The following is a 13,701-nucleotide window of genomic DNA, read 5'->3' on the forward strand; positions in this document are numbered from 1 at the left end:
GGCCCCAATACAACTCAACTCTCTTTTTCTAATGCAGCGGTAAATTAACTTATTCCGTTTTCATCCCGATAGCGTTTCAATGCCGCGGCGCTTCTTTTCGGATCGGTCATCACCATCGGGTCCAACAAATAGTCGGCCTGTTCCGGCGTCAGGAGGTTTTCCTCCAGCACAATCTGTCTTACGCTGCACTTTTTCCCATAGGCGGCTTTAGCGACGCGGGAGCCGACCTGATAGCCGAACAGAGATGAAACGACGGTCGCCAGCGCAGTACTTTCGCGCGCATAGCGTTCGCTCACCTCTTCGTTGATCTCAATGCCCGCCAGGCACTTATCGATAAACAGCGGAATAACGCGGGTAAGCAAAGTACAGGACTCAAACAGCGCCTTGATAATCACCGGTTCCCAAACGTTAAGATCCAGCTCGCCGCCTTCCACCGCCATCGTGACGGCGACGTCGTTGCCGATAACCTGATAGGCAACCTGATTGACCAACTCCGGCATGACGGGGTTAATCTTGCCCGGCATGATGGAAGATCCCGGCTGAACGGCGGGAACCCTGATCTCATTAAAACCCGCGCGAGGGCCCGAGCCCTGAATGCGGAAGTCGGTCGCCATCTTGGACAAAAATGCGGCTATCTTCTTTAACTGCGCGGAAATATCGAGATAAAAATCGCCGTTTTGCAAACCGTCAAAGAAGTCATCCTCCGGACGATACTTTTCCCCCGTCGCGGCCTCGAGGCACTGATAAACCGCGTCCAGATAGCCCTCATGCGTAGACAGCCCGGTGCCGATCGCCGTCGCCCCCAGAGGCAAAGCCAGCGCGTCCTCATTTGCCTGAGCCAGACGTTCCACAAGCCTGGCGACCTGTGAACGATAGCCGCCAAACTGTTGGCCAAAGGTCATCGGCACGGCGTCCTGCAGGCAGGTTCTTCCCAGCTTGACCTTATTTTCAAAGGCACGGCTTTTTTCCGCCAGCGCGGCTTCAAGCTTCTGAAGCTCGGTAACCAGCAGCTTGACGTTAACGCGACAGGTCATTTTCATCGCCGCCGGGATCACGTCGTTGGTGGACTGCCCCATGTTAACGTGGGTATTAGGATGAACGGCGTCATAGCCTATTTTCCCGGTCATGATTTCATTCGCCCGGTTAGCTACCACTTCATTCATATTCATGTTGGTCGACGTCCCACCGCCGCCCTGAAAAATATCGATAGGAAAGTGGGCGTCAAACGCGCCCTCCATAACTTCATCCGACGCCTGAACTATCGCATCGGCAATCCCTGCGTCCAGCGCGCCAATCTGTGCGTTAGCCTGCGCCGCCGCCCGTTTGATAGCGGCAATGGACCAGAGAAAAAAGGGCACGTCGACGGCGGTTCTGCCCGATACGGAGAAATTGTCCACCGCCCGCTGGGTTTGTATTCCGTAATAGGCATCGGCCGGTATCATTAACGTTCCTAATAAATCTGCATCTTCCCGCATAAGAGATCCTCATCAAATAAATAGTCAACAAGGCCACTCTACGTTTTAACCAACGTAGAAAAGCTGATCCACGTCAATGAAAAAAAAGTACAAAAAACATAGATATATTTTATTAAAAAATCTAATAGTTCAACAAACCCTATGAAAGAGATCCTCTTTGACTTCAGGCAAATTCAGGCTTTTCTGGCAGTCGTTGAAACAGGCGCGTTCACGTCGGCAGCAAAGAAGCTGGGGCTAACGCAATCCTCCATCTCCCAACAAATCGCCAATTTGGAAGGCGCGCTGGATACCGAACTTATCAACCGTTCGCAGCGCCCTATTCAAATGACCGTCACCGGGCAGGAGCTCTACCGATTGGGTACCAAGCTGGTCAATGAAGGGAAATATCTGCAGGACAGGCTCAACGCTATCCGTCAGGGGCAAATATCCCACCTCAGGATCGGCTTCGTCGATTCCATCAGCAAGACGGTCGGGTTGGATATCCTTCAGTTCTTACAGCCTAAGGTTAAGCATATTTATCAGATAACGGGAACGGCCGCCGGCCTGCTGAGCGCCTTGACCAAAGGGGAGATCAATCTTGCTATCACTATGATGCACACCGAAATGCCAAACAGCGTGAAGATGTATCCGCTGATCGAAGAGGAGTTTCTGTGCATATGCCCCAAAGACTGGCCGGAAACCCGTTTGGAAGAGCTGTGCCAAAATCGGGACTACATCGCCTATACCAGCAACACGCCGACCGGCATGCAGACCCTGAACTGGCTGAAGTGGAACAACCTCCACCCCAACATTCAGTTTGAAATCACCGACGCGGACGACATCCTCAAACTTATCGCTAAAGGCTACGGCTGGACGCTGACCACCCCGCTCTTTATCTCCATCGAACCTGCACTTTCAGAAAAGCTCAAGCTGGTCAAAATCGACCACAAAAAGGCGAACAGAAAGATCGTGCTGCTGTGCAGGGACGACGAGCTGTCCGACTTTTATCAAACGCTGGCGCCGGAAGTAAAAACCATACTGGAAAAAATGCTGGAAAATCGCTTCTACCGCATGATGCGGGCCGAAGGGAAGGCGTTAGGGATTTTTTAGCTGGCGGAGGCCTAAAAAAAGGGAAGGCGCCCCGCCTTCCCTCTTTACTTATCACATTGCCGATAACCTAGAACCGGTACTTAACCCCCAACGTCACCGCCGTGTCGCTGTAGCCCTTGTCACCCAGCTGCTGCGCCACGTTGGTCCACAGGTTCAGATTGCGGTTCAGCTGCCCCTCGGCCCCCAGCTTCAGCTCGCCCACGTTACGGCTGCCCGCCTGGCTTACCGTCACCCCGTCCATCGTCGCCCCCGCCTGCTCGCTGTTGTACAGCCAGTTCGCTTCGGCATAGACGGTGAACAGCTTCTCCTTGCCCTTGTCGATATCGCTCACGCCGTCGCGCGACACCTTCAAGCCCAGCCGCGTCTGCACGTTGTTATCCCCGCTCGACGTCACCTTCGTGCCGTTAGCTTCACGCACCGTGTCCGCCGTTATCCCGCTCCACGTCACCTGCCCCTGCGGCGTCAGGTAAACCCGTCCGTTGGCGCTCTCGTAGACCGGCATCCGGTAGCCCGCCTCTATAGAGGCGCTGAAGCCGTCCATGTCGTACGACTCGCTCGCCACCTGCTGGCCGCTCACCTCCGCATCCAGCCAGCTGTACTGCACCCAGCTGTCCACGTACGCGCCGTTTAGCGTATTGGCGTCCTGATACCAGGTGCCGTAAAGGCCGGTGCTGTAGCCCTTCACCGAGCTGTCCGCCTGATAGCCGGTCTTCTGTGAATCCGTTTTGCTCTTGGCATAGCCGTAGCCCAGCATCACCCCCAGCCCGGCGCGGCCGTTGTCGGACGTATCGATATGACTGATTTCGCCACCGCCCTGTATCACATAGCTGTTGGTCGAGGTATTCAACTGCCCGCTGTTGTCGTGATAGCGCTGGCGACTGCCCGCCTGACGCAGCCACAGGCTGGAGTTCTCCGCTCTGCCCTCACGGTCCGCCAGCCGCAGCGTAAACAGCCGGTTGGCCGCCGCCATGTTGGCCATGTAGCCCCCTGCCTCCGGGCGGTAGATGGACGGATCCGGATCCGGTGAGTACAGCGACGAACGCAGGTACCAGTCGCCGTCGTCCGGCGTGCTTACGCCCCCCTGATACAGGAAGTATTCGTAGGCTCCGGCTATTGCGCGGCCGCTCAGCGCAAAGGTTCCGTTAGATGCCCCCTGCACCTCGATAAGCTTGATGCCGTTCTCAGTCTGTTCCCCTTCTCCCCGGGCGCTGACCACCGATACTTTGCTGGAACCGCTGGTATTGCCGGTAATCATCAATTTGTCGGTGGAAGAGCTGTCTCCCGCCAGATCGGTATTGAATATTACCGTGCCGCCGTTGCCTACATAGTCGCCGTCAATGGTGAACGTACCCTGACCCGCGCCGGTCAGCGCGTGGCCCATAACCAGATTACCCGCGTTGGTCACGTTGCCCGTCACCGTGCCGTAGCCGCCCAACGCGCCATACTGGCCGATGGTAACGTGACTCTGAAGGTTGGCGACGGTTGCCGTGGCGTTGCCCAGCTGCAGCACGCCATTTTCTACAGACGTCAACCCGGCCTGAACGTTGTCTCCATCAATAATGACCGTTCCTGTACCGCGCTTGACCACCGTTCCGCTGCCGCTTACCGCATTGGTCAACGTCCACAGGCTATCGGTTTCCAGTACAAAGGAACCCGCGTTATTCACCGTGCCGTCACCCAGATTGGCGGCAGCGGTAGCCGTTAGCGTAGTCCCCGCCGTAGTAGTGAAGTTACCGTCGAAGTTCTGGTTGTTGCCGCCCAAATACACGTCAGCGGCATTGGTCAGTAGAACTTCTCCGCCGCCGTTGAGGTTGTTGAACAGCGTGCCGCTGGCCGTATCCAGATTAAGCAGGCCTGCCAGACTGATGTCGCCCAACCCCAGCCCCTGCGGTTTGGTCAGCCTTGCCGTCGCGCCGCTTTGGATATCGGTGGCCGCCGTCAGGCTGCCGTTATTTTGAGTGACGCTTAACGTTCCGCCGGTCAGAGTCAGCTGGCCGCCGCCCGTCAGAGTACCCGCTGCCGTACCGCCGTTGCTTACGGTCAGCTCGCCCGCGTTAAGGTTAAGCACAGAGCCGGTAGTGGAATTAAGCTGCCCCACCGTCTGCACGTTGCCGTTGAGGTCCACGCCCGCGCCGCTCTGCATATTCAGGCTCGACGTCTGGCCAAAGCCGTTGTCGGTAATCAGCACCACCGTACCGCCGTTAACGTCGGTAGCTCCTCGGTAGTCGCTGGCCGCGTTGCCGATGCGCACTGTACCCGTGGCGTTGACGGTAAAGCCGCCGTCACCGGTAAGCTTCGCGCCAAGCTTGTTATCCGTTGCTCCTGCGTTGCTTAAGATCACCGACTGTCCGGCAAAGGCATCCAGCTGAGTCAAACCGTAGCCCAGATACAGCCCGTCGCTCCTCACCGCACCAAAGTAGTTGTAATGAGCGTTGCCCGCCGTAATACCGTTTTGTACCAGCCCCACCACCGTGTCCGGCGCTATCGGCGTTCCGTCTGTCTGGGTTAGCGCCAGCTGCGTACCGTCGCCGTTGACCGTAGTCGCCGCCACGATTTGGTCACGTACCTCATCGTCTTGGTCAAACAGCGATGTACCGGTCACGGGCAGAGGATTTGGCAGATTGGCCGGAGTGGTGACGGCAAGCGTACCGCCGCCGGTTACGTCAAGGCTGTCGACCGTCAGATGCCCCTCTGGACGATGATCACTGCTGCTGTAGTCGACTTCCAGTTGGCCTCCGTCCATCACCAGCCCGCCGATGGCGTGGGAACCGTCAAGCTTCATGCTGCCAAGCTTGCTGCCCGAACCGTTGAGTTGCAGCGTCGCCAACCCCATCGCGGCATCCGCGTTAGCGTCCAGCACAAAGCGGCCGTCGTCCATCGCCACCGTCCCGCTGAAGTTGCCGCCTGAAGCGCTGGCATTGAAAGTAAAGTCATTCGTACCGCTACCCAAATCGACCTTCAGGATGCCGCCGCCCGTAAGTTCGCGGGTAAAGTCCAGATCGGAGGCTGCGGTCTTAAGCACCGATAAGGTACCGCTTGCTCCCAGATTCACCGTACCGGTACCGCTCGCCAAATTATCCATTTCAGCGATTTGCAGAGTACCGCTATTCACGTTGACGTTCGCCGTATTGGCGCTGTTGTCGCCATTCCAAATCAGGGTGCCATCGCCCGCTTTAGTGATGGCGCTGGCGCCGTTGCCCAGGTCGTCCCAACCGTTCATGGTGGCCGCTACGCCGCCGTCAACAATAACGCTGCCGCTTTGATTCAGCGTTACGTTACGCGCGCTGGTCAGGTCTGCCGTGATTTGCAGATTGCCGCCGTTAAGCACCGTCAGGTTGGTGGCGGAGCCGTCGCCCAAATTGGCATCGGCAGAGATAGCCACCGTGCCAGCCTGAATGTCGGTTTTGCCGGAGTAAACGTTGGTTCCATTCAGCGTTAGCGTGCCCGCGTTTTGTTTAACCAGGTCGCCGGTCCCGCTGACGATAGCGTTCAGCGTCATCGAAAGCGCGTTATCGACAACAAGTTGATTAGCGTTTTGAATGCCGCAGGCCCCGCCGAGGTGTTTGGTTTCGCTGACCGTCAGCGTGGAGGCCGCATCGATATCCATGATGCCGCTAAAGCCGCCGTTGTTGCCGCTCAGGCGCACGTCGCTGCCGCTGTGGCTGTTCAGCGCGCCGCTACCGCTGAGCGCATTGGCAAAAGTACCGTCGGCGTTATCCAGCGTCACGTCGCCGTTAGCTACCACGCTACCTGCGCCTAAAGACTGTACGTCCTTAAGCAGCGCCTCGGCTCCGACATCCACCGTCGTCGTTGCGCTCAGGCCGGTATTGGCGTTAGTCACCGCAAGCGTTCCGCCTGCGACAGTCAGGTTGCCGCTGCCGGTTAAGGTACCGGACGACGCGCCGCCGTTAGTCAAGGTCAGGCTGCCGCCGCTAAAGTTCAGGGTTGAACCAGCAGTGCCGGTTAACGCGCCGATGGTCTGGGTCTTACCGTTCAGATTAACGGTGGTGGCCGCCGCCAGCGCAAGCTCGGACGTCTGCCCCAGCGCGTTGTCAGTGCCTACTATCAACGTACCGCTCTGAACGTCCGTCTTACCGGTGTAGCCGTTGTCGAGATTGCTTAGGGTCAGCGCGTCTGCGCCGTTACCCGCGATAATCCCCAGGTCGCCGCTGCCGGTTACCTTGGCCGACAGCGTTTTTTCGTTACTGGCAGCCGTATCGATAACCAACTGGCTGCTGCCGGTGGTCAATAGTTCAAGACGCGTCAGGCCGTAGCCCACGTACAGGCCGTTGGCCGTCCCGCCATTATCTTTGGTAGTCAGGCGGTAGTCGTAGTAGGCGTCCGCCGCATGTACGCCGTTCTGTAACAGGTCAGTTGCCGTGGCGTTGGTGATAGCGCTGCCGCTCTCGTCAACCAGCTGGAGGTTGCCCCCTTCGCCGGTGACGGACGTTGCTGAAGCCAGCTGCACCAGCGTCTCGACCTGCTGGTCCAGTAGCCCTTTGGTCTGATTTGGGATGGCCGGCGCGGCGTTGTCAAAGCTGCTGTGGTTAATCATCACCTTACCGACGCCGCTGGCGTCAAGTGACGTCGCCGCAATGCGGTTAGCCGCAACCGACGCGTTTGGAATATTCACGCCGAAGTCCACCGTACCGCCGCTAAAGGTCAGCCCGCCAATGGTCTGTACTCCGCTGCCCACGGTGGTGGTGTTATTGCCCATCACCGACAGGATGGCTTTGGTCAACGCCGTGGCGTTAAGGCCCGACAGCGCAAAGTCATCGCTGTTCATCTGCACCGTGCCCGCAAACTGCGCGCCGACGTTTGCGCCGAAGTCAAAGACGGTGCCTGACTGCACGTCAACGACACCAGTCCCGCTCAGAGCATGATTGAGGGTATAGGTAGACGCCGGGTTCAGCACCAGTGAAGACGCCCCGTCAATGGCAATCTGCCCCGAGGACGTGGCGGTATCGCCCATCTGAATAAGCTGGTTGGTGGTAAAAGCTGCGCCATTCGCCAGATTCAGCCGGTCAAAGTGCTGAACGTCTGCCGTATTGGCCAGCGTATAGTCCGCGCCGTCGAAGGTCAGGCTGTCAGCATTGCCGCCCGTACCCGCATCCAGGGTGTCGAAGGTAGCGCCGTCTTTCACCGTGACGTGATGCTCGCCGCCTGCCGCACCGACAAAGCCGTTGAGGTGAGCGTTATCAGACAGCGTGACGATATTTTTACCTGCCCCTGCGGCAATCGAACCGTTAACGACCGCCGTGTCTGTCAGGGTCAGTACGTTATCACCGTCGCCGAACGTCACGTCGTTCATCGTCGTCGCGCCCGAGGCGTTGACGGTGTTGTCGCCGTGACCAAGCGCGATATCGCTAAGCACCGCCGTCGCCAGCGTCAGCAAGCTGTTGCCGTTTCCTGCAGCCACGCCTCCGGCAGTGGTGTCACTAAGGGTTATCGTATTATCCCCGTCACCCAGCAGGCTATCCCCCAATGTCGCACCGCCGCTGGCGGTCAGCGTGTTGTCACCGTTGCCCAGAGTTAAATTACCCAAGCGTGAGCCTCCGCTCACCGTCACAAGGTGGTTGGCCGTGCCGCTCATCGTCAGGTCGCCCAGCGTAGAGGCCTCTTTCACTTCAACCGTGTTAACCTGATTACCCGCCAGAACCACGTCACCGGCGTGCGTCGAGCCACCGGTCGCCTTCAGCACGTTGGCGCCGCCGCTGGCAAGAATATTCCCGTCAATCGAGCCGCCGCTCAGGTTAAGGGCGTTATTGCCGCTGGTGAAGTCCAGCTTACCTACGATGGTACCGGTGTTGGTGAAGGTTTTATTGCCGGAATTGCTCATCGCGATGGCTGCAATGGATGACGACGATGCCTGAATGGTGCCGCTGTTGCTGATAGTGGACGCATCATGCACATTTAGCACGTTGCCGGAGCTGACCGTCGACTGCGATACCAGGTTGCCCGAGTTAGACACCGCCTTCGCGCCGCTCACGTCTATTGCCGAACCGCCCGCCGCACTAAGTACATTAACGCTCGCGCCGGTGTTCACCTCGCGGTCGTTGCCGTCCAACGTCGCCTTCACGCCGATACCGCTGCCGCTCACGTTAATGGTCAAATTCGCTGAATCAGAGAAGTCCAAGTTAGCGGCTACCGCGCTGCCGTTCTCGTTCAGGTACAGGATGCCCGTGCCGTTGGTGACGTCAATCGTGCCGGAGTTAGTCCTCGCTAACGACGCGCCGGTCTTGATGCCAATACCCGTCCCCCCCACTTTAATGTGGGTGTTGTCCAACGATATTCCTTCTATCCCCGCCACGTTGTGAATGCCGATACCGCTGGCCGAGGCGTCGCTCATATCGATAATCGTGTTGGCGACGTTCAGGCTTAGCGCGCCGGTATCGAGCAAAATGCCGTCCGCAGTGCCCTTAGCTACGATTGTACCGCTGCCGGACACCGCGCTCAGATTTAGCCCAGCGCCCGCGTCCACGTGAATCGCCGCCACGCCGTTTACCGCCTCGATAGTGCCGGAGTTACTGATGGTGCTGTCCGCGCCTTTGATATGAATGGCCGTGCCGCTGGCCTGAATGTCTCCGGTGTTGACCACGTGGCCGTTATCCAGATCTATCGCCGTATGGCCGCCGCCCTGAGACAGGTTGATATTGCCCTGATTGTTGATGGTACCGCCGTCCTGCGCCAGGAAGGCGGTTGAACCGGAACTGCCGGTAAGCGAGGTTACGGTGGCATGGTTCTCTACCGTACTACCCGCTCCTGTCGCTTTACCCACCACCGCGTTGTCGCCGCTGACGCTAAACGCCGCGCCGGCGGCTATCACTGCCTGTCCAGCGTTCTCCGCCAGCACGCCAGTGGCATTGGTGCCAATGGTTAATTGACTGCCGCCGGCAAGCGTAGCCAATGAACCCGTACCGCTGACTCGAATGCCTGACGTCACCTTGTCGCTGCCGGTTTTGCCGGTAAGCTTCAGATTCAGGTCGCCGTTCATCGTCGCTCCATCGGTGACGTAAAACAGCGTCGCTCCGTCGCCGCTTACTTGGGTTTGGGTACCGCCCGCCAGGGTCTCTATCGCTGAACCTGCGCCGTCAATCCAGAAAGCAATCTGATCGGACTTGGCGCTGTCGAAGTTGACCGCCACTCCGTCATTGAGAGTAACCTTACTTCCCTGAGAGGCGTGAACGCCGACCGTCCCGGCCCCATTGAGGCTAACCGCCGCCGCGTTGACGCCGTCGCCAATGGTCACCTTCACCTGGCTGCCGCTGGCCATGACGCCGGTAGCCCGGGTCGCGTCGTTCGCACCGTCCCAATCGCCGTTAAGGGTAATGTTGCCCGTTGAGCTCAGGCGGGTTGCCAACGTCGCGGCTGAAGCCGACAGACCAACGCTTCCCGCACCGCCTAGAGTGATATTGCCGCTGTTAGCGCCAACCGCCCCTTCTTCGACCTGAATACCGGTGGCTCCCGTTCCGCTGAAGGTAATGTTGCCAGAGTTGGTAAGCGTCGCCAGATTACGAGCGATATAGCCCACCACGCCGTCAAGAGACGAGCTAAGATCCGCACCGGCAGTCAGCTTAGTAGATTGCTTTTCAGCGTCAGTCATCACCCGCTCAGCGCCGGTCAGGTCATAGCCCTGCCCGTCGGCAATCCCTGCTATCGCCCCAACGCCTGACAGATTAATGGTGGCCGTTGAGCCAATAGTTCCCGTAGCACCGCCTTCCACCAGAAAGCCCGTCGCATTTTTACCGTTGACGTTAACCGTCATGCCGCCGGAATCCACCGTCGTACCGTTACCGGTAGCGACAATTACGGTCGAGCCCTCCCCCGAAGCGGACATCGTAGAGGTAGCCGCCGCCGAACCGGTAAACGACGCCCCGCCGTCAAGACGCATCAAAGTAGAGTTATTGGTGGTAACGTCCTGAGTACCGGAACTGGTGTTGGTGATTTTGGAACCCGTGCCGTAAACGTAATAGCCAATCTGATTCTCACCGTCGGCAAAGGTCACCTGGCCGTTGCCGGACAGACCGATCGAGCCTTGGTTACGGGCGTGAACGCCAATCGCGCCATTGCCTTTTAAATTGACAGTGCCCGAGATGTCGACCAGCGAGTTCGCCCCTTCAGACCAAGCCCCGTAGTTGCGCAGGCCGGTGGACGGATCGGCGCCGCCGGTGATATTAATCTGGCCGGTTGAACTTACCTGTCCTCCGCTTAATGTCTTGATGCCAATGGCATTGATGCCCTGAATATCAATCAGGCCCGTATTTTTGAGTCCTTTAGCGTTGCTCTGTGCCTGAATGCCGACGTTTTCTTTAGGAATAAACTGCCCGCCGCCGCCATCGCCCAAGAGAGTGATGGCACCACTGTTAGTCACATCCAGCGAACCGCCGCTCACCGCAAGAATGCCAAACGCGCCTTCGGCCATCGAACCTAAAACAATTTCACCCTGGTTATCAACTGTCCCTATCGTACTGCCATTAACGCGAATGGCGGTGGAACTATTAGCAGCATAAACGTCGCTGCCGTCTTTAGCTCTGCCGATATACATCACGCCGTTAGCGCCGTTGGTAAAGCTGCCCTGATTGTCAATTCGCGCACCGTATACGTAGCCCAGAACCGCATTGCCCTTATTACCGGCGGTAATGCCAATATTCATCGTGCCGTTATTGACGGCTCGCCCCCCGTTAAGCGTGGAGATCCCCATTGCGCCACCATTTGACGTTGCGCTCCAGAAAGCTGGGGACACGTTCAATATGCCGCTATTGGTAAACAGGCTGTCCGCACCAGATACATAAACGCCAAATCCAGACACTCCACTGTTGGGAGTCCCCGTCGTCAACGTACCGTTATTGAGAAAATGAGAGCCCGATAAAACGGTAGCCGTATAGTGAGTCGTTTCGATTTCGCCATCATTAATGCCCGTCGCGCCGTTGAGCAACCTGAACACGCCTGCGTTAATGACGCCAACGCCCGGCCCGCGAATATCGCCGCTAATTTTGCCGGTTTCGGACAGGCGCACCGTCGCCTTGTCACCGTTGGCCATAAATACCGTCACTACGTTGGCGGGAAGGGTGAGTATCGGATCCACACCGGCTGGCACTTTATTGATCGTATAGTTGGTGGCGACGGTAGTGTAAGCCTTCGACAGCTCGACATCATATTGATTCGCAGCAAGCGCACCGGACTGCACTTTAGCCGTCAACCAGTCGTTGTAGGTTTTAAGATCGCCAAGGGAGTTCACGGCGACGGAGCTGCCGTCAAAAGCAGAAAAACTTCCCTTATAGGTCGTTTTTCTCGCTACCGCAGTTTGAGTTTGGGCTGACGACGCGGAATAGTCGGGTTCAGTAGAAAAAGAGACCGAGTTTTTTGAGTTCCAAGTCGCTTCCGCTGACTGGTTGGTCGACGTACTATCGACGTAAACTAACTGGGTATCCCTGTGTGCGCCGATAAAGTTTACCCCATCGGCATAAATATCGGCCGCCCCTGACGTGACGGTGGCAAACCGGGTTTGGTAGTAGACGTCCACCGGGCCGGTTTTAGCCATGCCAAAACCGCCGTTGGAATAGCCGCTTTCAAATTCCTTAAAAGCCGTGGCGTCATAAACCGAGACGACTTTAGAAGAATTAGTAATAGGATCGATAACCGTAATATTCTTGCTTTTAGAACCTAAATTAACCTGGATTTCGCCAGCGGGAAGCGGTGCCGCGTTTATATATCCGGCGGCAATCATCTGATTTATCGTACTAAAGGTGATATAGCTGCCCGATGCAGAAGAGTAGGAAGAAGGCCCGTTTACGCGATAGCTCTGCCCGTCCGAGATAGTCACCGATCCCGCGCCGTAATTATTGGTCGAAAACGACCAGTTGCTGTCCAGATCGCAAACCATTGTGACGGAGTTACAGCTGCTGGCCTGTGCTGCTGAAACCAACGACAGTCCCAGAGCTACTGCGGCCAACGTTTTGTTGGCAGCGCGCTTGATTTTTCCCCGACCCAGCTCGGAGGTGACCACCCACTGCATTAGCGTACTGTTCCAGATGATGCGGTATATTTTATTCATTTTTAGTGTCCATCTACGGTATTGATTCAAACATCAAAAGGTGTGCGAACTCCCTGCCTGGCCGTCCGCTTTTAATTCGTCGCTCAGAGACGTACAAAGCCCCATAGCCCACTATGGAGTCGGCGTCAGACTAAGTTGGGGATAAGAAAAGAGTTGTTAATGATGTAAATTCCTTTTATTGCGGCTCCTCTTATTGGCGCCAATCCTTGAATTAAGGGGTATGAATAAGCTGCTCCTGATGCAGGAAGCGCTTTACCGTCTCGGCGTTGACTTTTACGCCTAGGCTTATTTCAAAGACGGATTCCCCGGTAAGGTAGCGGGATATAATTTCCTGCCGGAGTTCGGGCTGATAAGCCTGATATATGTATTTGGACTGAAAAGTCCGCTGACAATTTTCACAGCGATAGCGTTGCAAACCGCTTTTTCCTCGCCCGTGCTTACACACTCGGTCGTTTTTTCCGCAGTATTTACACTCCGGCGCCGCCATTAATCTGTATGCATTCCTTGCCATATATCACCCTAACAATACGATGGACGTACTTTTTCCTACGTGATAAAAAATGACAAACAGGCCGAACAGCAACTCATATAAATGAGTTAGCCGCCGAAATATACACGTATTAAAACTCCATTTGTGCATACTAAAACCCGCAAAAAACGGAGGTAGAAGGAAAGACAATAAGGATAGTCTCACCCTCACTAAGCAACATAATAGATCGATTTAACCTGATCAAACAACCTTTTAAGACTGAAAATATCAATTAAACAATATAAACAAAATTAAATATTGTTTATATCAAAAAATGAATAGAAAAGATCGAGGATAATATAAAAACAAGGCATTAACGTTACATATATCCACAATAACAAAAACAACAACCCATTTAGATTTTAGGAAATCAGATAACACTTCAGAAAACCCGACCGTAATACGTGAAGGCCACTTTATTTATAAGAAAAAGCACAGGATATAGAATTCATTAATAAAAAGTATCTGAGCATAAAGAAAGGCGTTGATATTAGTGATGAACGCTTTGAGTTATACGACAACCTAGGCAGTGCCGCACGGCAGATGAGCTAGAA

General features: G+C 56.0%; 3 protein-coding genes and 1 pseudogene. 1 reads left to right on the top strand and 3 read right to left on the bottom strand.

Features of this window, described 5'->3' with window-relative positions:
• Positions 1 to 44 precede the first annotated feature (44 nt).
• Entirely contained in the window at positions 45 to 1,475 is a 1,431-nt protein-coding gene (locus G544_RS0113335) for an aspartate ammonia-lyase (RefSeq protein ID WP_027275071.1), read from the bottom strand.
• A 141-nt stretch (positions 1,476 to 1,616) separates the two neighbouring features.
• Here G544_RS0113335 and G544_RS0113340 point away from each other — a divergent pair, with 141 nt between their 5' ends.
• Positions 1,617 to 2,564, top strand: a complete 948-nt coding sequence (locus G544_RS0113340; protein ID WP_027275072.1) for a LysR family transcriptional regulator — start codon at positions 1,617 to 1,619, stop codon at positions 2,562 to 2,564.
• 67 nt (positions 2,565 to 2,631) lie between these two features.
• Here the strand turns inward: G544_RS0113340 and G544_RS0113345 are convergent, their stop codons facing one another.
• Together G544_RS0113345 and G544_RS22735 are read right to left on the bottom strand one after the other, a co-directional pair.
• Positions 2,632 to 12,618, bottom strand: coding sequence for an autotransporter outer membrane beta-barrel domain-containing protein (locus G544_RS0113345; protein WP_027275073.1), 9,987 nt, complete (start codon positions 12,616 to 12,618; stop codon positions 2,632 to 2,634).
• Between the two features lie 342 nt (positions 12,619 to 12,960).
• A pseudogene (locus G544_RS22735) lies at positions 12,961 to 13,105 on the bottom strand (IS1/IS1595 family N-terminal zinc-binding domain-containing protein); the annotation flags it as partial.
• Positions 13,106 to 13,701 lie beyond the last annotated feature (596 nt).

It is taken from the genome of Leminorella grimontii ATCC 33999 = DSM 5078 (assembly GCF_000439085.1).
In the GTDB taxonomy this organism is placed as follows: Bacteria; Pseudomonadota; Gammaproteobacteria; order Enterobacterales; family Enterobacteriaceae; genus Leminorella; species Leminorella grimontii.